Source organism: Pseudomonas sp. HT11, from assembly GCF_044875395.1.
In the GTDB taxonomy this organism is placed as follows: Bacteria; Pseudomonadota; Gammaproteobacteria; order Pseudomonadales; family Pseudomonadaceae; genus Aquipseudomonas.
The window spans coordinates 4,730,782-4,749,550 of record NZ_CP173217.1; the positions used below are offsets into that span (position 1 = coordinate 4,730,782).

22 protein-coding genes and 1 tRNA gene are annotated in these 18,769 nt (G+C 59.0%); 17 read left to right on the forward strand and 6 right to left on the reverse strand.

What is annotated here, in order from left to right; all coding sequences use genetic code 11:
* Positions 1–168: 168 nt before the first annotated feature.
* The 3 genes from pabB to ABWL43_RS21800 all read left to right on the forward strand — a co-directional run bounded on the left by pabB (position 169) and on the right by ABWL43_RS21800 (position 2,413).
* Positions 169–1,512 carry an aminodeoxychorismate synthase component I gene (gene pabB / locus ABWL43_RS21790; protein ID WP_404484296.1) on the forward strand — a complete coding sequence of 448 codons (1,344 nt, stop codon included), beginning with the start codon at positions 169–171 and terminating at the stop codon, positions 1,510–1,512.
* Positions 1,513–1,739: 227 nt separating this feature from the next.
* Entirely contained in the window at positions 1,740–2,042 is a 303-nt protein-coding gene (locus ABWL43_RS21795) for a type II toxin-antitoxin system HigB family toxin (RefSeq protein ID WP_404484298.1), read from the forward strand.
* On the forward strand, positions 2,042–2,413 hold the full coding sequence (locus ABWL43_RS21800; protein WP_404488473.1) for a type II toxin-antitoxin system HigA family antitoxin: 372 nt from the start codon (positions 2,042–2,044) through the stop codon (positions 2,411–2,413). The genes ABWL43_RS21795 and ABWL43_RS21800 overlap by 1 nt, the downstream gene beginning before the upstream one ends.
* Before the next feature lie 69 nt (positions 2,414–2,482).
* On the opposite strand, the gene thrH is transcribed toward ABWL43_RS21800, so the two are convergent.
* A complete protein-coding gene (thrH, locus tag ABWL43_RS21805; RefSeq protein WP_145159167.1) occupies positions 2,483–3,100 on the reverse strand; it encodes a bifunctional phosphoserine phosphatase/homoserine phosphotransferase ThrH in 618 nt (205 codons plus the stop codon).
* Positions 3,101–3,252: 152 nt separating this feature from the next.
* On the opposite strand from thrH, the gene ABWL43_RS21810 reads away from it, so the two are divergent.
* The 3 genes from ABWL43_RS21810 (at position 3,253) to ABWL43_RS21820 (ending at position 6,725) form a co-directional block, all read left to right on the forward strand.
* Positions 3,253–3,987, forward strand: a complete 735-nt coding sequence (locus ABWL43_RS21810) for a phosphoadenylyl-sulfate reductase (RefSeq protein WP_106576281.1) — start codon at positions 3,253–3,255, stop codon at positions 3,985–3,987.
* A gap of 466 nt (positions 3,988–4,453) precedes the next feature.
* Positions 4,454–5,983, forward strand: coding sequence for an NCS1 family nucleobase:cation symporter-1 (locus tag ABWL43_RS21815; RefSeq protein ID WP_404484301.1), 1,530 nt, complete (start codon positions 4,454–4,456; stop codon positions 5,981–5,983).
* A 13-nt stretch (positions 5,984–5,996) separates the two neighbouring features.
* Positions 5,997–6,725: an aspartate/glutamate racemase family protein gene (locus tag ABWL43_RS21820; RefSeq protein ID WP_106576279.1), complete on the forward strand. Its 729-nt coding sequence runs from the start codon at positions 5,997–5,999 to the stop codon at positions 6,723–6,725.
* Positions 6,726–6,831: 106 nt separating this feature from the next.
* On the opposite strand, the gene ABWL43_RS21825 is transcribed toward ABWL43_RS21820, so the two are convergent.
* A complete protein-coding gene (locus tag ABWL43_RS21825) occupies positions 6,832–7,755 on the reverse strand; it encodes a LysR substrate-binding domain-containing protein (RefSeq protein ID WP_404484304.1) in 924 nt (307 codons plus the stop codon).
* A gap of 106 nt (positions 7,756–7,861) precedes the next feature.
* On the opposite strand from ABWL43_RS21825, the gene ABWL43_RS21830 reads away from it, so the two are divergent.
* On the forward strand, positions 7,862–8,608 hold the full coding sequence (locus ABWL43_RS21830; protein ID WP_404484306.1) for a 3-oxoacyl-ACP reductase family protein: 747 nt from the start codon (positions 7,862–7,864) through the stop codon (positions 8,606–8,608).
* Between the two features lie 111 nt (positions 8,609–8,719).
* On the opposite strand, the gene ABWL43_RS21835 is transcribed toward ABWL43_RS21830, so the two are convergent.
* Positions 8,720–9,409, reverse strand: a complete 690-nt coding sequence (locus tag ABWL43_RS21835; protein WP_145159177.1) for an HAD-IA family hydrolase — start codon at positions 9,407–9,409, stop codon at positions 8,720–8,722.
* 238 nt (positions 9,410–9,647) lie between these two features.
* Between ABWL43_RS21835 and ABWL43_RS21840 the strand changes: the two genes are divergently transcribed.
* Complete coding sequence (locus ABWL43_RS21840; RefSeq protein ID WP_404484308.1) at positions 9,648–10,004, forward strand: DUF2784 domain-containing protein; 357 nt, start codon at positions 9,648–9,650, stop codon at positions 10,002–10,004.
* On the opposite strand, the gene ABWL43_RS21845 is transcribed toward ABWL43_RS21840, so the two are convergent.
* Positions 9,991–10,959: an NAD-dependent epimerase/dehydratase family protein gene (locus ABWL43_RS21845; protein WP_404484311.1), complete on the reverse strand. Its 969-nt coding sequence runs from the start codon at positions 10,957–10,959 to the stop codon at positions 9,991–9,993. The genes ABWL43_RS21840 and ABWL43_RS21845 overlap by 14 nt on opposite strands.
* Positions 10,960–11,051: 92 nt before the next feature.
* On the opposite strand from ABWL43_RS21845, the gene ABWL43_RS21850 reads away from it, so the two are divergent.
* From ABWL43_RS21850 to ABWL43_RS21885, 8 genes are all read left to right on the forward strand, one after another.
* The gene (locus ABWL43_RS21850) at positions 11,052–11,936 is read left to right on the forward strand and encodes a LysR family transcriptional regulator (RefSeq protein WP_369301396.1); all 885 of its coding nucleotides are present in this window, start codon (positions 11,052–11,054) and stop codon (positions 11,934–11,936) included.
* A 54-nt stretch (positions 11,937–11,990) separates the two neighbouring features.
* Complete coding sequence (locus ABWL43_RS21855) at positions 11,991–12,569, forward strand: DUF4337 domain-containing protein (protein ID WP_145159185.1); 579 nt, start codon at positions 11,991–11,993, stop codon at positions 12,567–12,569.
* Between the two features lie 207 nt (positions 12,570–12,776).
* Positions 12,777–13,436, forward strand: a complete 660-nt coding sequence (locus ABWL43_RS21860) for a M24 family metallopeptidase (protein ID WP_404484313.1) — start codon at positions 12,777–12,779, stop codon at positions 13,434–13,436.
* A 9-nt stretch (positions 13,437–13,445) separates the two neighbouring features.
* The gene (locus tag ABWL43_RS21865; RefSeq protein ID WP_106576264.1) at positions 13,446–13,799 is read left to right on the forward strand and encodes a gamma-glutamylcyclotransferase family protein; all 354 of its coding nucleotides are present in this window, start codon (positions 13,446–13,448) and stop codon (positions 13,797–13,799) included.
* Positions 13,800–13,899: 100 nt separating this feature from the next.
* On the forward strand, positions 13,900–14,235 hold the full coding sequence (locus ABWL43_RS21870) for a hypothetical protein (protein WP_106576263.1): 336 nt from the start codon (positions 13,900–13,902) through the stop codon (positions 14,233–14,235).
* A gap of 68 nt (positions 14,236–14,303) precedes the next feature.
* Positions 14,304–15,344 carry an EamA family transporter gene (locus ABWL43_RS21875; RefSeq protein WP_404484317.1) on the forward strand — a complete coding sequence of 347 codons (1,041 nt, stop codon included), beginning with the start codon at positions 14,304–14,306 and terminating at the stop codon, positions 15,342–15,344.
* A 221-nt stretch (positions 15,345–15,565) separates the two neighbouring features.
* A complete protein-coding gene (locus ABWL43_RS21880) occupies positions 15,566–15,835 on the forward strand; it encodes a short-chain dehydrogenase (RefSeq protein WP_404484320.1) in 270 nt (89 codons plus the stop codon).
* 207 nt (positions 15,836–16,042) lie between these two features.
* The gene (locus ABWL43_RS21885; protein WP_404484323.1) at positions 16,043–16,417 is read left to right on the forward strand and encodes a c-type cytochrome; all 375 of its coding nucleotides are present in this window, start codon (positions 16,043–16,045) and stop codon (positions 16,415–16,417) included.
* 245 nt (positions 16,418–16,662) lie between these two features.
* Here the strand turns inward: ABWL43_RS21885 and ABWL43_RS21890 are convergent, their stop codons facing one another.
* Both ABWL43_RS21890 and ABWL43_RS21895 read right to left on the reverse strand, forming a co-directional pair.
* Positions 16,663–17,367, reverse strand: a complete 705-nt coding sequence (locus ABWL43_RS21890; protein WP_404484326.1) for a DUF6602 domain-containing protein — start codon at positions 17,365–17,367, stop codon at positions 16,663–16,665.
* A 254-nt stretch (positions 17,368–17,621) separates the two neighbouring features.
* A tRNA-Ser gene (locus tag ABWL43_RS21895) sits at positions 17,622–17,711 on the reverse strand.
* A 337-nt stretch (positions 17,712–18,048) separates the two neighbouring features.
* On the opposite strand from ABWL43_RS21895, the gene ABWL43_RS21900 reads away from it, so the two are divergent.
* Positions 18,049–18,741 carry a crotonase/enoyl-CoA hydratase family protein gene (locus tag ABWL43_RS21900; RefSeq protein WP_119742052.1) on the forward strand — a complete coding sequence of 231 codons (693 nt, stop codon included), beginning with the start codon at positions 18,049–18,051 and terminating at the stop codon, positions 18,739–18,741.
* The last annotated feature ends 28 nt before the right edge of the window (positions 18,742–18,769 follow it).

Here is an 18,769-nt window from a genome sequence, read left to right on the forward strand (position 1 = left end):
ACGGTGGGAGCGGGCTTGCTCGCGAAAGCGGAGTGCCATTCAACACAACCGGGACTGATACGCCGCCTTCGCGAGCAAGCCCGCTGCCCCATTTAAACCGCGCTCTAGGACCAAACCCTTCGGGGGACTACAATCGCCTCCCCCAAGCCAACAGCTGATCCACCCCGCATGTCGACCTGCTCTGTACACCCGCTGCCCTACCGGGCCAACCCCGCCGACTACTTCGCGGCGATTCGTCATGCCCCCGGCGCAGTGTTGCTCGACAGCGGCCGCCCGGCTGCCGAACGCGGGCGCTATGACCTGCTCAGCGCCTGGCCAGTGGAAACGCTGACGGTACGGCCTGACGAAAACGGCAGTGATTTCCTGCAACGCTTGCGCGAAAACCTCACGCAGTTGGGTGAGGCGGCATTGCCCGCAGGTTTAGAACTGCCGTTTGCCGGGGGTTTGATCGGCTACCTGAGCTACGACTTCGGCCGCCACCTGGAACAGATGCCGCACTTGGCGGTGGACGACCTGCACCTGCCGGACGCGCGCTTTGGGCTGTATGCCTGGGCGCTGATCAGCGACCACCGGGTGCAGAGCAGTCAGTTGGTCTTCCACCCTTCGCTGATCGACAGCGAACGACAACGCCTGATTGCGCTGTTCAACGCTGAAGTTGTCGACACCCAGGCCAGCTTCAAACTGCACGGCCCCATGGTTGCGGACCTGACCGCCGACGCTTACCGGCAGGCCATCGTGCGCATTCAGGAGTACATCCAGGCCGGCGACTGCTACCAGGTCAACTTTGCCCAGCGCTTTCGCGCGCCGTGCGTCGGCGATCCGTGGGCGGCTTACTGCGCCTTGCGTGAGGCGTGCCCTACCCCGTTTTCCGGGTTCCAGAGCCTGCCGGACGACGGCGCAGTGCTGAGCCTGTCGCCGGAGCGCTTCGTGCACATCAGCGAGCGCCACGTCGAAACCCGCCCGATCAAAGGCACCCGCCCGCGCGGCCTGACGCCCGAAGAAGACGCGGCCCACGCCGCCGAGCTGCTGGCCAGCCCCAAGGATCGCGCCGAAAACCTGATGATCGTTGACTTGCTGCGCAACGACCTGGGCCGCACCTGCCGCACCGGCTCGGTGAAAGTGCCGGAGTTGTTCAGCCTGGAAAGCTACCCCAACGTGCATCACTTGGTGAGCAGCGTCACTGGCACCTTGGCCGACGACAAGGACGCCCTCGACCTGATCGCCGGCAGCTTCCCCGGTGGCTCCATCACCGGCGCACCGAAGATTCGCGCCATGCAGATCATCGATGAGCTTGAACCCACGCGGCGCGGGTTGTACTGCGGCTCGTTGGTGTACCTGGATGTGCGCGGCGAGATGGACAGCTCCATCGCGATTCGCAGCTTGCTGGTCAAGGATGGGCAGGTGTGCTGCTGGGGCGGTGGCGGGATCGTGGCGGACTCGCAGTGGGAGGCGGAGTATCAGGAGTCGCTGACGAAAGTGCGGGTGTTGTTACAAACGTTGGAAAGCTTGTAGTAGCCCGGCCCTGCCTGAGGCTCAGGCGCAGAGCCGAGCTGCCGAAAAAGCCTGCATCAGAACAGTCGTGGACGACGTGTGGCCTGGAGGATAGCGTCCAGCGTCCACGTCCACCCGCCGTTTGTGAAGGATCACATGAAGCGACTGCCTACTCGTCAGAAATTATTTCCGCGATTGCATATCCACCCCGCCGCGCCTACCATCTCCCAAATTGGGAGGTTGCAGCGATGCGCATAATCGCTCTGTCTGCCTTACTAATATTCTGGGAAAGCCATCCCGCCTATACCGATGCCAAAACACCCCTGGTCGAGTTGTACCGTCATATGGAGAAGACCACTTACCAGACGCCACAGGCACTCAAAGCAGAGCTCAGAACAGCCAGCATTCTCAAAGGCGGCAGGGTTGTGTTCAACGTGGGTGGCAACAAGTATCGAGTGATCATGGCAATCGATTATCAGCGCCAGCTGGGGTTCATACGCTTCGTGGGAACCCACGCGCACTACGACCAGATCAACGCGGAGACCGTGTGATGAACATAAAACCCATTCATTCCCAGCAAGACCTGGCGGCGGCGCTCGCACGCGTCGAGCAACTATGGGGGGCCGAGATCGGCTCGCCGGAGGGTGACGAGCTGGAGATCCTCGCTGTCCTTATTGAGAAATACGAAGCGGAACACTTTCCCATGCCGCCCTCGGACCCGGTGGAAGCGATCAAATTTCGCATGGAGCAGCTAGGCATGACCGCCCGTGACCTTGAGCCTTTCATCGGCACGAGCGGGCGAGTGTCTGAAGTGCTGAACCACAAGCGCAAGCTGAGCCTGGCGATGATCAAGCGCCTGCATGAGGGCTTGAGTATTCCTTATGATCGGCTGCTCGCAGGCAAGCCAGCCACCACAGGTTGAACTGTGTGAACCCAACCAAATGTGGGAGCTGGCTTGCCTGCGAAGGGGCCATCAGCAGCGCTGAAAAACTTACAGGCTCAACGCCCGATTCGACGCTTTGATGAACTCTTTCTTCAAATCCTCAAACGTATGCACCGCCGGAAATTGCGGGAACTCGCGAATCACGTTCTGCGGCGCATGGAACAGAATCCCACGATCAGCTTCACCCAGCATCGTGGTGTCGTTGTAGGAATCGCCGGCGGCGATCACGCGGTAGTAGAGGGTCTTGAATGCCAGCACGGATTGGCGCTTCGGGTCCTTTTGACGCAGTTGGTAACTCACCACCCGGTCGTTTTCATCGGTGATCAAGCGGTGGCACAGCAAGGTAGGGAAACCCAGCTGGCGCATCAGCGGTTGGGAGAATTCGTAGAAGGTGTCGGACAGGATCACCACCTGGAAACGCTCGCGCAGCCAGTTGACGAACTCGATGGCGCCGTCCAGCGGCTCAAGGGTGGCGATTACTTCCTGGATGTCGGCAAGCTTGAGCCCATGCTCGTCGAGGATGCGCAGGCGTTGCTTCATCAGCACGTCGTAGTCGGGAATGTCGCGGGTAGTGGCGCGCAGGGATTCAATACCGGTTTTTTCGGCGAAGGCGATCCAGATTTCCGGAACCAGCACCCCTTCCAGGTCGAGACAGGCAATTTCCACAAGACACTCCCATTTAGATGTTGTTAGTTGAGCGAGCAAAAGGACTGCCGAACTCTAGCGACTCAAGCTCTGCGCCGCAACGCAGGGCGGATTTTGGTACCATCGCTTCCCTATAGAGCGCTCAGCGCCACTGACCTGTAGGAACCGTCCTGATGAACCAAGCCTTCGACGTCGTTGAACTCGCCACGACTTATGCCAACAAATCCGCCCAGGACATTCTCAAACTGGCGTTCAGCCAGTTCGGTGACGACCTGTGGATTTCCTTCAGCGGCGCCGAGGATGTGGTGCTGGTAGACATGGCTTGGAAGCTGAACAAGAACGTCAAGGTGTTCAGCCTCGACACCGGGCGCCTGCACCCGGAGACCTACCGGTTCATCGAACAGGTGCGCGAGTTCTACAAGATCGACATCGAGTTGATCTCGCCGGACCAGAGCAAACTGGAACCCTTCGTCAAGGAAAAGGGCCTGTTCAGTTTCTACAAGGATGGCCATGGCGAATGCTGCGGTGTGCGCAAGATCGAACCGCTGCGCCGCAAACTGTCCGGCGTGAGCGCCTGGGCCACCGGCCAACGCCGTGACCAGAGCCCCGGCACCCGCAGCCAGGTGGCGGCGTTGGAAATTGACACGGCGTTCTCAACACCCGAGCGCACCCTGTACAAATTCAACCCACTGGCGCAAATGACCAGCGAGGAAGTCTGGGGTTACATCCGCATGCTCGAGCTGCCGTACAACAGCCTGCATGAGCGCGGGTTTATCAGCATCGGCTGCGAGCCGTGCACCCGGCCAGTATTGCCGAACCAGCACGAACGCGAAGGCCGCTGGTGGTGGGAAGAAGCCACGCAGAAGGAATGTGGGCTGCACGCTGGGAATATCATCAGCAAGGCCTGAGGTCTGTCGCAGTAAAAATGTGGGAGCGGGCTTGCCCGCGATGAGGGTGTGTCAGTCAATGAATTGTTGGCTGATAGCTCGCCATCGCGGGCAAGCCCGCTCCCACATTTGCTTGTGGGGACAAAAATCTTGTACACACCTATGTAACTATCGGTGCCATTTATGTGTGCAATTCATATTCCACCGCACCAAAACGTAACACCCATCCTCGCGTGCTGTTTGCCTCTCCACTAGAGCGCCTCCTCATTTAAAAATAAATACCTGTTCAAACGGTCAATTTATATCGCTTTAAATTCAGCCAGTTATTTTGATAATCAGTAAAAACGAAATTAAATACAGTTTTTATAGATCGAAAACTGGCACGCATGTGGCTTAAGGTGAATTACGCTTTGTATACAATAAATACAAAACCTACATACACTTTGCCATCTGCGACCTTGCAGCAGATGCGCCGGAGCCTGCCGGAATGCGTACAAGCCTCTCGAATAACATCGCACTGGATCTGCCCTCCTCCGTCCTGAACCCTGTGGCCGCAAGCCCCGGCCCGCTCGTGCTCAGCCCGCGCCTGCACAACCAAGACCTGGCGCCCACCAAGGTTGAAGGCCGACGTTGGGGCCGATACAGCATCTTTGCGCTGTGGACCAATGACGTGCACAACATCGCCAACTATTCGTTTGCCATCGGCCTGTATGCCTTGGGCCTTGGCGGCTGGCAGATTTTGATGTCGCTGGGGATCGGCGCAGCGCTGGTGTACTTCTTCATGAACTTGTCGGGCTTTATGGGCCAGAAGACCGGAGTGCCCTTCCCGGTGATCAGCCGCATCAGTTTCGGCATCCACGGTGCACAGATTCCGGCGCTGATTCGTGCGGTCATTGCGATTGCCTGGTTTGGTATCCAGACCTACCTGGCCTCGGTGGTTTTCCGCGTGCTGCTGTCGGCGATTCATCCAGGATTTGCCGACTATGACCACAACTCCATCCTCGGCCTGTCGACCCTCGGTTGGGCGTGTTTCGTGGCGATCTGGTTTGTGCAGCTGGTGATCCTGGCGTACGGCATGGAAATGGTGCGCCGCTACGAGGCGTTCGCCGGGCCGGTGATTCTGGTGACGGTGGCTTCGCTGGCCGGTTGGATGTACTTCCAGGTCGGCGGCAATATCGCCTGGTCGATCCGCGACCCGCTGAACGGCGGCGAGATGTGGCGCAATATCTTTGCCGGTGGCGCGTTGTGGCTGACGATCTACGGCACGCTGATCCTCAATTTCTGCGACTTCGCCCGTTCCTCGCCCTGCCGCAAGACCATTCTGGTCGGCAACTTCTGGGGCTTGCCGGTGAATATCCTGGTGTTTGCCGCAATCACCGTGCTGCTCTGCGGCGGGCAGTTCCAGCTCAATGGCCGGGTGATCGAAAGCCCGACCGAAATCATCGCGGCCATTCCCAATACCTTCTTCCTGGTGCTCGGCTGCCTGGCCTTCCTGATCGTTACCGTGGCCGTCAACATCATGGCCAACTTCGTCGCCCCCGCGTTTGTGCTCAGCAACCTGGCGCCCAAGTACCTGAACTTTCGGCGCGCCGGGTTGATCAGCGCCACGCTGGCAGTGCTGATCCTGCCGTGGAACCTCTACAACAGCCCGCTGGTGATCGTGTATTTCCTCTCGGGCCTGGGTGCACTGCTGGGGCCGCTGTACGGGGTGATCATGGTCGATTACTGGCTGATCCGTAAAAGCCAGGTGGACGTATTGCAGCTGTATAGCGAAGACCCCAATGGCGTTTATTACTACAGCCGCGGAGTCAATTTACGTGCGGTCGCGGCGTTTATTCCCGCAGCGGTGATCGCAATTCTGCTGGCGCTGTTGCCCGGTTTTGCCAGCGTCGCCCCGTTTTCCTGGTTGTTTGGCGCCGGTATTGCAGGGCTGTTGTACCTCTTGATCGCCAAGCGTCGGCCGCACTACGCCGATGTCAGCGGCGAAAGCATTGCAGTCGATAACGTCAGTCATTAATCAAGGACATTCCATGCGTATCCTCGTGGTCAACGTCAACACCACCGAATCCATCACTGAAACCATTGCCCAGCAAGCGCGGGCTGTCGCCTCGCCAGGCACTGAGATTGTCGGGCTCACGCCGTACTTCGGCGCCGAATCAGTGGAAGGCAATTTCGAAAGCTACCTGGCCGCCATCGCGGTGATGGACCGCGTGATGGCCTACGACCAGCCGTTTGATGCGGTGATCCAGGCCGGCTATGGCGAACATGGCCGTGAGGGGTTGCAGGAGTTGTTGAACGTGCCAGTGGTGGACATCACGGAAGCAGCCGCCAGCACAGCAATGTTCCTGGGCCACGCCTATTCAGTGGTCACCACCCTGGATCGCACCGTGCCCTTGATTGAAGACCGCCTGAAACTCGCCGGCCTGTACCAGCGCTGCGCCTCGGTACGCGCCAGTGGCATGGCAGTGCTGGAACTCGAAGAAGACCCGCTGGCGGCGATGGAAGCCATCGTGCGCCAGGCGGAACGGGCCATTCACGAAGACAAGGCCGAGGTGATCTGCCTGGGCTGCGGCGGCATGGCCGGGCTGGATGAACAGATTCGCCAGCGCACCGGCGTACCGGTGGTGGATGGGGTGACGGCCGCGGTGACCATTGCCGAATCGCTGGTGCGGCTAGGGTTGTCGACGTCGAAGATCAGGACCTATGCCACGCCGAGGCCGAAGAAAGTCATTGGCTGGCCGGGTCAGTTCGGCCGGTAGACCGCGTCGCCTGCATCGCGGGCAAGCCCGACTCCCACAGGGGAATGCGATTAACAGTGGGAGCCGGGCTTGCCCGCGATGGCCGCACCTCGGTAGGCCGCCGCGATCAAATGGCGCTGAACCGTTGCCCCAGTTGCTGCTCGGCAAACTGCTCAATAATGAAATCCACAAACACCCGGGTCTTGCCGGGCAGCAGTTTGTGTTCGGCGTAGTAGAGGGAGATGTTGCCGTCGTCGACGTACCAGTCGGGCAACACCCGCACCACCGCACGGCTGTCCAGAAACGGCACGGCCATCGGCATGCTCACCAGTGCAATGCCCAGGCCTTGAGCGCTGGCGCAGCAGGCGGCTTCGGAGTCGCTCATGGTCATGCGCGGTTTGAGTACCAACGGGCGTTGTTCACGGTCCGGGCCGGTGAGTTGCCAGGTACGCACGCGGCCGGTTTGCGGCGAGCGGATCAGGATGCCCAGGCACCGCGATAAATCTTCGGGCACGTGCACCGGCGGGCGTTGCGCCAGGTAATCCGGGGAGGCCACCAGCACTCGATGCGCAGGGCTCAGCTTGCGCGCCACCACGCCCTGGGGCAGTTCAAAACCACCGCCAATGGCAGCGTCGAAGCCTTGACCGATCAGGTCAACCTGACGGTTATCGAAATGCCAATCCGGGCTGATATCCGGAAAGCGCCGCATAAACTCCGCCAGCAGCGGCACCACATAGCGATTGCCGAACACCGTGCCCATGCTGACTTTAAGCGTGCCCACCGGCCGCCCTTCGGCGCTGGCCAGGTTGGCCACGGCGTTCTGGATGGTGGTGAGGCTGCCACTGACCTCTTCGAGGAACAGCTTGCCGGCCTCGGTCAGGGTCAGGCGTCGGGTGCTGCGCTGGAACAGCCGCACGCCCAGGCGTGCCTCCAGCTTGGCGACGCTTTTACCCACCGCCGCCGGTGTCAGGCTCAAGTGCCTGGCGGCCTCGGCAAAGCTGCCGCCTTCGGCGCTGCGTACAAAACATTCGATACTGCCAAAGCTTTCCATATCGCCTCATTGCAAACTTTTGGTTTACACAGACTATAGCAATCACGGTCTACCGGGTCGGCGGGACGAGGTCGATACTCCCCCCATCAACTACTTGGAGATCGACATGACTGCACACAACCTCACTGGCAAAGTCGCCTTGATTCAAGGCGGTTCCCGCGGCATCGGTGCCGCCATCGTCAAACGCCTGGCCGCGCAGGGCGCAGCCGTCGCCTTTACCTACGTCAGCTCGGCCGCAAAAGCCGAAGCGTTGCAAAAAAGCGTGATCAGCGCAGGCGGCCAAGCCCTGGCGATACAGGCCGACAGCGCCGACGCCACAGCGATTCGCGCTGCCGTCAACGCCACCGTCGACGCCTTCGGGCGCCTGGATATCCTGGTCAACAACGCCGGGGTGCTGGCCATCGCGCCACTGGAAGACTTCAAGCTGGAAGACTTCGACCAGACCCTGGCGATCAATGTGCGCAGCGTGTTCATTGCCACGCAGGAAGCGGCCAAACATATGAGCGAAGGCGGCCGCGTGATCAACATTGGCAGCACCAATGCCGAGCGCATGCCGTTCGGCGGCGGCGGGCCGTACGCGATGAGCAAGGCGGCGCTGGTGGGGCTGACCAAGGGCTTGGCACGGGACCTGGGGCCGCGTGGCATCACGATTAACAACGTGCAGCCTGGGCCGGTGGACACCGATATGAACCCGGCGAGCGGCGAGTTTGCCGAAACATTGATCGGGTTGATGGCAGTGGGACGTTATGGCCACGTGGAGGAGATTGCCAGTTTCGTGGCGTATCTGGCGGGGCCGGAAGCCGGGTATATCACGGGTGCCAGCTTGACCATCGATGGTGGCTTCAGCGCCTGAGGGTTCTGGAGAACAGCAAAACCCAATGTGGGAGCTGGCTTGTCTGCGATGGCGTCCTCAAGGTCGCTATCGCAGGCAAGTCAGCGCCCACATTTTTTTGCCTGTGTTGAGTCAGCGCATGGGAGGGAGGCCGTAGGCGGCCAGGTCAAAGTCTGCGAGTTTGCGGATGATCTGGTCGGCATGCGCGTACTTGCTGTCGGCCATGGCTTCATCCGGCACGGCGATGGCGGTCATGTTGGCAGCTTTTGCGGCCGTCACGCCGAACGGTGAATCTTCGAACACCAGGCAATCTTCTGGCGCTACGCCCAAGCGGCGCGCAGCGGTGAGGAAGATATCCGGTGAGGGTTTGGCGGCGCCGACTTCCGGGTCGTCAGCGGTGACGATGGTGCCGAACAGGCCAAACCATTCGCGGTGCAGCGTGGTTTTGTGGCCAAACGAATGACGCGACGAGCTGGTGCCCACCGCAATCGGGATGTTATGCGCGTTCAAGTGCCGCACCAGCGCTTCGGCGCCGGGCATGCCCAAGGCCTTGGGGAAACGCTCGCTCATCAGCGGTTCGCGTATTTCCAGAAACTCAGCCGGCGTGATCGGCAAGTCCAACGCTTTCACCACATAGTCGGCCAGGTCCTGAGCACCTCGGCCGATGATGTGCTGCTTGATCCCCCAATCGTAGGTGCGACCGTAACGTTCGGCGATGATCTGCGTGACTTCGGTGTAGATGCCTTCAGTGTCCAGCAACAACCCGTCCATATCGAAAATCACGGCCTTGATTGGACCGACTGCAATACGCGGTGCATTCATCACAACAGAACCTTGGGGGAAGGACTAAAAGGATTCAGCACAATAACGGTCATGGTTGCCTGCAAGCAACCGTTGCGATGACCAATGCGCCCTTCCTCTCCTGCCTTACTGAACACACCGAAAAAACTGCCGAGCTTATCGACTACCCGCAAGAACAACTCAGTTAAGGAACAACACTGTCATTATGCTGAGGTGTTGCCTGTTCTGTCTGTGACTCACTTTTAAAAGCGAACCCGACATGCTCTATCGCGTAGCCGCCGACAGCCTGGTGCTGTTTCACCTGTGTTTCATCCTGTTCGTGTTGTTCGGCGGGCTGCTGGCGCTCAAGTGGCGGCCGGTCATGTGGCTGCACTTGCCCGCTGCCGCCTGGGGCGTGGCCGTGGAAGTGTTCCACCTGCCCTGCCCGCTCACCCGCTGGGAAAACCTGTTTCGCCACCTCGCCGGGCAGGACGGTTATGGCGGCGGGTTTATCGAGCATTACCTCCTCACGCTGATCTACCCGGCCGGGCTGACTCCGAACATTCAACTGGTGCTTGGCGCGTTGGTGTTGCTGATCAATATCGCGGTGTATGTGCGCCTGGTCAGGCAGGCGTAGGCACGCAGCCCAGATCAGCCAGGGTGGCTTCGACCGCTTGATCCAGCGGCGTGTGTGGTTCGCGGCCCAAGGTATCCAGCAAACGCTGGTTATCCATCCGCAGCGGGGTTTGCCACAGGTAGCGCATCTCCAGCATCTCGCGGACCGTGACCACGAAGGGCGCAATCACTTGCATCAACCACCAGGGGAAGCGGCCTGCGCGGGGTTGATGACCGGTCCTGCGCAAGACTGCCCGCTGGATCGCCTGAGTCATCTGCGTGCCATCCATATCCTCATGCCCCGCCATATGAAAGCGCGCGAACGCCGCGAGCGTTTCGCGGCGCTCAATCAGCGCGAGCATGGTGCGCGCCACATCCGGCAAGTACGCCCATTGGTGCGCCACACCCGGCGCGCCCGGGTAGCTGACGACATGCACCGGCTTGCCGGGTTTGACCAGGCCTTGGGCAAACCAGTTGTTGGCGACACGGGCGCCAAAGAAATCCCCGGCCCGTACGATCAACACGCGAGCGCCCTGACGGGACGCCTGTTCCAAACGCTGCTCCAATTGCACCCGGATCGCGCCCTTGCGGGTTTGCGGGTGTTGCGGCGAGTCTTCGTGCAGCACGGGAAATGCGTCCGGGCCGAAGTTGTAGACCGTGCCGGGCAACACGATGGTCGCGCCCTCGGCGATGGCCGCCGCAACGGTGTTGTCGATCATCGGCATCACTAATTCAGCCCAGTTGCGATAGCCCGGCGGGTTGACCGCATGCACGATCACCGCACAGCCACGCGCGGCAGCAATGACTTCCTGACGATTGAGCGCGTCGCCCTTGATCCAGGAAAAGGACGAGTTCTCACGCCGCGCCTTGTCCACATCACGGGTCAACGCACACACGTCCCAACCCGCCGCGCGCATCTGCCGCGCCACTTCACCGCCAATCCCGCCCGTTGCACCCAGTACCAGAACTTTGCTCATGACCTGCTCCCATGTTGTCGGTGAGGTCATTTTGTGTGCAGCGTCGCTATAGATAAATTGCCGAAGAGCATCCAGCCGCTATACATTTATGCATGGCTGCACATATTGGTTGGGAGCTTTACCGATCGTTCCTTGGTGTACTCAAGGAAGGCTCGTTGTCGGGGGCCGCACGGCAGCTTGGCATCACACAGCCCACAGTCGGCCGGCACATTGCCGCGCTTGAAGCGGCGCTGGGCGTGGTGCTTTTTACCCGTTCACCCACGGGGCTGTTGCCAACTGCGGTGGCGCACACCTTGCGCGCCCATGCTGAAACCATGGAGCGCACCGCCGCCGCTCTGGAGCGTGCGGCGTCTTCTCAAGGCGATGAAGTGCGCGGGGTGGTGCGGGTCTCGGCCAGTGAAGTGGTTGGCGTGGAAGTGCTGCCGCCGATCATCACCGCGCTGCGCCGCCAGCACCCGCACCTGCGGGTTGAACTGATCCTGACCAACCGCCTGATCGACCTGCTGCAACTGGAGGCCGACATCGCTGTGCGCATGGTCCGCCCCAGCCAGGAGCAACTGCTGGCGCGGCGTGTCGGCTTGATTGAAGTCGGCCTGCACGCCCGCGACGATTACCTGCAAGAACGCGGCATGCCTGTGCAAATGCAGGATCTGGTCGGTCATTCAGTGATTGGTTTCGATCAGGAGAACGCGTTTATCCGCAGCCTGGCCATCAAGGGCTTTGAACGCAGCGCCTTCGCCATCAGCAGCGACAGTGACCTGGCGCAATTGGCGCTGATCCGCGCGGGTGCCGGTATCGGCGGCTGCCAGGTGCAATTGGCCAAGCAGAACCCACGCCTGCAACGGGTATTGCCGCAGGCGTTCGCGTTCAAGATGGACACCTGGGTGACCATGCACGAAGACCTGCGCAACAGCCCGCGCTGCCGCGTGACCTTTGATGCGTTAGTGGCGGGTTTGCAGCGTTACGTACAGGCTTGAGACAGCTTGGTTGGTAAAGAATCAGTCTCCCTCATTCCGTTCGTAGACGCCCCCATGTCCGAAGCCTTCGAAGTCCCCAGCCCCCACGAAAAACACATCGAACACACCACCGAACATGCGCACGGGCGCGGTGACAATTTTGCCAGCCGCATCGCCGTGATGACCGCGCTGATGGCCACCCTCGGCGCCATGCTCAGCTACCAGGCCGGCTCCACCGAAAGCGAAGCGGCGATGGACAAGAACAACGCCGCCATCATCAAGACCGAAGCCGCCAACCAGTGGAACTACTACCAGGCCAAATCCAGCCGGCAGAACCTGGCCGAACTGGCCACGCATATTCCCGGCGTGGACGCTGCGCATTACAAGGATGAGATCGAGCGTTACAAGAGCCAGAAGGAAGACGTGCGCAAACAGGCCGAAAAGCTTGAGGCGACCTCCAAGGAATGGGATCAGAAATCCGAAGAGGCGCTGCACCAGCATCACCGCTGGGCGCAGGCGATGACGGCGATTCAGATTGCGATTTCGTTGGCGGCGATTACGTTGCTGACGCGTAAGGAATGGCTCAAACGCATGTCCTACACCGCTGGCGGTGTGGCCGTAGTACTGGGCGCCTTGGCGTGGCTACACCTCTGACAGACTGAACACAGTCAAAAATGTGGGAGCGGGCTTGCCCGCGATGGTGGTGGGTCAAGCAGCATTAATGTTTGCTGTGCCACCGCTATCGCAGGCAAGCCAGCTCCCACCTTTAATCTCCAGTGTTTTCGGAGTTGGGTTCGGCCATCACATCGCTATATAGTAAAACGCATAACGCCTGATGCTGTTCAACGCGAGGGGAAACCGGTGACTGCACAACCCAAAGAAGCCGTGGGCGCCGCCTACAGTATCGACGCCATGCGCTACGCCCAGGCCATGACCTGGCAAGCCATCGACCAACTCGCCCAACGCATTCGCCCCGGCATGCTCGAATCCCAAGCGCGTGAGCTGGGCAAACAGGTACTCGCCGAGCTCGACATGCAGCGCATCTGGCATCCGCTGCTGGTGCGCTTTGGCGCCAATACCCTCAAGGCTTTCAACCAACGCTCGGACGGCGACCCGGTGCTGGGTGAAAACGATATCTTCTTCATCGACATGGGCGCCGTGTGGCAAGGCCACGAAGGTGACGCCGGCGCCACCTTTGCCACCGGCAACGACCCTGAAATGATCGCCTGCGCCAGCGCCGCCAAAGTACTGTTCGAGCGCGTACAATCGCGCTGGAAAAATGACCAGGTCGTAGGCCTTGAGCTGTACCGCTACGCCGAGGAACACGCCAAGGCCATGGGCTGGCAACTGAACCTGGACATCAAGGGCCACCGCGTCAGCGACTTCCCCCACGCGATCCACCGTGGCGGCGACCTGGGGGATTTCGAGCACTGCCCGAACGCCGGGCTGTGGATCCTGGAAATTCAGATTGCCCACCCGAGCAAGCCCTACGGCGCTTTTTACGAAGACCTACTCGCTTAAGGAATACCCATGGAACACTCCACCCAATTCCCCGTGCTGTTGTTTTCCTACGGCACCTTGCAAGACAAGGCCGTGCAACTCGCCAACTTCGGCCGGGAACTGGTCGGCCAGCACGACGCGATGCTCGGCTATTCGCAAAGCTGGGTCGAAATCACCGACCCCGAAGTGCTGGCCACCAGCGGCAAGACCCACCACCCGATTGTCGCGCCGACCGAAGAACAGGCTGCCAGCGTTGAAGGCATGGTCTTTCAGATCAACGAGCAGGAACTGGCCGCGGCGGATGCCTACGAGGTGTCGGACTACAAGCGTGTGTCAGTGGCATTGGCTTCGGGGCTGACAGCGTGGGTCTACGTGCAAGCCTGAGATGAAATTGCGGGCAATTGATTTCAATCTGCCAGTGCTCAGATTAAAGTGGCGCCCCCTCGAGAATTGAATCTCGAGGGTCAGTCCATGGAGTTACACAGTGAAGTACGTCAGTAAAGTGGTTGCAGCAGCTGTTCTCGGTTTTACCCTCGCAGGCTGCACCGGCACCGCCATCAAATCCCCGCAGTACGACAGCAGCCAATACACCGTTTTGGGCCACAGTGAAGCCAGCGCTACCGGCATCATGTTGTTCGGCGTCATCCCGATCGGTCAGAACAGCCGCTTCGTGCGCGCCCAGACTGCGGCCATCAAGGCCAAAGGCGGCGACGCGCTGATCAACACCCAAGTGCAGGAAAACTGGTTCTGGGCCTGGGTGCTGAGTGGTTACACCACCAAAATCTCCGGTGATGTGATCAAGCTGAAAACCGCGCAATAAGCCGGAAGTTGCCAGGGCATTGAGCCCGACAAGCGACGTATCATGGGCCAGACCTTCGAGGACGGCCCATGAACCTCAGTATCTTTTACGCACTCGCCGCTGCCGCGCTGTTCGGCGCCAGCACCCCGCTCGCCAAAACCCTCGGCCTGGGCCTCTCGCCCATACTGCTCGCCGGCCTGCTCTACCTCGGCAGCGGCATCGGCCTCGCAGGCGTGCGCCTCATCCGTGATCGTGGCTGGAAACCCACCGGGCTCACCCCGGCTGAATGGCCGTGGCTGATCGGCGCCATCGCGTTCGGCGGCATCCTCGGGCCGGTGGCACTGATGTTCGGCCTGACCCGCACCGCCGGCACGACCGCCTCGCTGATGCTCAACCTTGAATCGGTGTTGACCGCCGTCATCGCCTGGCAGGTGTTCAGAGAAAATGCCGACCGGCGCATTGTGTTCGGGATGATCGCCATTGTGCTGGGCGGCGTGGTGCTGTCCTGGTCCGACGCTGGCGGCGCCAGCCACGATTGGCTCGGGCCGGCGGCCGTGGCAGTGGCCTGTTTGTGCTGGGGCATCGATAACAACCTGACGCGCAAGGTATCTGCGTCGGACGCATTGTTCATCGCCGGCGCCAAAGGGTTGATTGCCGGGGCGGTGAACTGCAGCCTCGCGCTGTACCTCGGAGCGCAGATTCCGGGTGTGGCGCAGCTGGCGCCGATCTTGCTGGTGGGGTTTCTGGGGTACGGCATCAGCCTGGTCCTGTTTGTTTTGGCCTTGCGCGGGTTGGGCAGTGCGCGCACCGGAGCGTACTTCTCGACGGCGCCATTCCTTGGGGCGGCGGTGGCCCTGCTGGCGTTCGGGGAGTCGGTGACGGTGGCGTTCTGGATTGCGTCGGCGCTGATGGCCGTGGGCGTGTGGTTGCACCTGACAGAGCGGCATGCGCATGAACATCTGCATGACGCGACGGAACACGGGCATCGGCACGTGCATGATGAGCACCATCAACATGAGCATGGGTTCGAGTGGGACCCGACGCAGCCGCACAGTCATGCGCATGTTCACAGTGTGATGAAGCATAGCCATGCGCACTTTTCGGATGTGCATCATCGGCATCGGCATTGAGGCACCGATTTGAGCAACGTCCTACAGCCCATTCGGAAGCAGCTCGCTCCTGTTTTTCAAAGGCCAACTTTATAGTCGCTCGGTCGCTGTGTGAGCGGCCGGGTTTGGCGACTCGACTACAAGACGGAATGCAAACAACGCTATGCCAGGCAACGGCCGTTTTGGCCGTAGCGGGTGAAAAAGCGTCGTGGTTATTTATCTTTGTCTTAATGGAGTCACTCATGAACCAATACATGGCCCTTACCAGCAACGACAGCGCCACACCGGCCCTTTTTGTCGATACCACTGCACCGCTGGAAGTACTCCTCGACGCCGCGAGTTATCGGCTGCGGGCCGTCACCCAAGTGCTTGAGAACCTTGCACTACGTAGTGAGATAAGTAGTGATGCAGTGGTGCTCAGCGATTTTGCGTTGCTCTGCTCAATTCCGCTGCGCGACGGGTGCGACTTGCTGGATGTCATTGCGCGGCGGATGGACATGCCGCGCGCATGATCTAAGAACGGTACAAGTTCAAACTTCAGAATTACAAAACCCCTAGTCTCTTCCGAAACCAGGGGTTTTGTTTGCCTGGCAGTGGTGCCACATCAGCCGCTTCAGCATTCAACGGCTCGCCTATACACTAGTTAACGCAAAGCTTGCGAACACCTGCGGAGCTTGCCCTCGATTCAGACCTGACTCATACAAAAAGACCCTATAAAAATGAAAATAGTGTTCATCGTTACGCTGGGAATGTTATCGCTGATTCAACCATCACTGTCCTTCGCGGATAACGCCAATGGGAAAAACCTCTTTTTACAGCGATGTGCCATGTGCCACGGCGCTGATCTCAAGGGAACAGGGCCATTAGCGCATAGGAGCAATCCGCCTACGCCTGATTTGACAACGCCTGCTTTCAAGAAACGACTGAGTGATTATCCGGGCGTTATTGTATCGTCGGTAATACTTCGGCCGAATGGAGACTTGATTCCGAGAACGTTGCGAGAGAATGGTGTGAAGGTGCCGCCACATGCCTGGACGGTTAATGATTTTCGTGATTTAAATCAATATATAAGTGGCGCTATTTTAAAAAAATAATTTTTTAAGCAGTAATTAGAAACGGAAACCCAAACATCAATTACTTTGTCATTTTCCAAGCAGGTCTGGATAACCCTCGCAAAATAATCTCTCGCACGGGGCCAGCGTGTGAGGGCCTGTTTCACATAAGCGGCGTTATTCGCAATCAGCTTTCCACGTACCGTCAGGGAGAATCGACCAAAAACGACTCACGACGGAATCTAAAGCTGTAACGTGCAAACTCCAGCACAGTCCGCAAGCAGCAATTAGGAGATATACGCATCCCACTTAACACCGCGCATCACTAAACGACCAGTCACCTTTGACAACAGCGCAAGCAGACGCGCGAGACCAACGGCGGCATCATCGAACCGAAGGTATGAACTGTTGCCCTCCTTGCTAAATAACATTCCTTCATTCTTAATAAAAATCCCTTTCGTGAGATCTAAGTACACATCTGGCTGGCATGCCTCTGGAAGCTCTTTAAGTTTGTGTTCGATGCTTTCCAATGCGGAGCCTCCGTACGTGACAACAACGCTTAAGATTCTAGCGTGCGGCCAATCTAGGTCGCCAAGCTGAACACCCTCTAGCGTAGTAGGCATCAGCGTTTTCACGCTCTCAATATTGAGAGCTACAGCCTCGAGAACAGATGGTGTTATTTCCGTTTTGATTTCGAAGGTCGCTACAGTCCCCTCTTGGAAAATCAAGTCGTGGCCGCTAGCGAACGGAAGTCGAGGCATAGACTTCAACATCAATACAATATCTTGCTGTTTGGAGCGTCGACCATTCGAGTCGATAATCACTCCGCTCACAACGCTGGTCATTTCTGGAAGATGCGCCACAAGAAAATCTTGAATGAGTCGCTCTCGCGCCGATCCTGCTGTGACAGAATGTCCCAGCACCTTGGTCATATCGTATTGAGCATTTAACGCGTTAACAGCCCCTTGACAGTATTTAATTAGCGGTTTCATTAAGGCGCTCTTTTCTTAGAGTTGAATGTAGCAATCTTCTAGGAATCGGGGAGCGGCCGCAAATGGTCAAAGTAGCCACACTTTGTCCAAATCCCTACGGCGGGCCCTCCAACCCGAGTAATCACAAGCGCGTCTTTACGCACCAGAATGAAGCGCCAGTCCCATATTGGTCCCATGGGACTATTTTTTGGACGCCAAAAACCACAAACCCCCGGCTTTCTCTAGGAAAATCAGGGGTTTGTGTTTACTTAATGTGGCGGTGAAGGAGAGATTCGAACTCTCGATACAATTTCTTGTATACACACTTTCCAGGCGTGCTCCTTAAGCCACTCGGACACTTCACCGTATCTCGTCAAACCAGTTCAGTCTGTCGAGGCGCGCTAATGTAGTCGAAAGCCTTTCTGATGGCAAAGGTTTTTTTCAGAATTTTCATGCGCTTAGACGGTTATGCCGTTACCTACCCGGCGAGGGACGGTGAATCTGCCATTCTCGGGCATCGGCGGTACGCGTTTGGTGGGGCTGCTGCGCCCTGCTCCGGGCCCGTCTACCCTTGGGGATGCAGGAAAAGTCTGACTGTGTAGTCAGTCACGGCGCTTTACCGGGGCGGGCGTGGTGGGTAACGTCTGCGCATGCGCTTCTATAAGCAGCCTATCTATAACAAATCCTACAAGGAACCGCGTCATGAGTGAGTTGATTGCCTACCACCTCGAAGACGGTATCGCGACCCTGACCTTGAGCAACGGCAAGGTGAATGCCATTTCTCCGGCCGTCGTCAGTGAGTTTAATGCTGCACTGGATCAGGCCGAGAAGGATCGCGCGGTGGTGATCATCACCGGCACGCCGGGGATTCTGTCGGGTGGTTATGATTTAAAGGTGATGACAGCCGGGCCTAAAGAGGCCATCAGCCTGGTGACGTCGGGCTCGACGTTGGCGCGTCGCCTGCTGTCGCACCCGTTTCCGGTGATTGTGGCGTGCCCTGGGCACGCGGTGGCCAAAGGTGCATTCCTGCTGTTGTCGGCCGATTACCGCATTGGTGTTGAAGGCCCGTTCAGCATTGGCCTGAATGAAGTGGCGATCGGCATGACCATGCACCACGCCGGTATCGAGTTGGCGCGGGATCGTCTGCGCAAGTCGGCGTTTCACCGGTCGGTCATCAATGCTGAAATGTTTGACCCGCAAGGTGCCCTAGGAGCCGGCTTCCTGGATAAAGTGGTTGCGCCAGAAGAGTTGCACGCGGCGGCCCTGGAAGCGGCGCGCCAGTTGAAGAAGATCAACATGAACGCCCATAAGCACACCAAATTGAAGGTGCGTAAGGCACTGCTGGAAGCCTTGGATGACGCCATCATCCAGGATCAGGGGCATAACCTGATCTGATGCCTTACCCATGTTGTGCCAAAGCCCG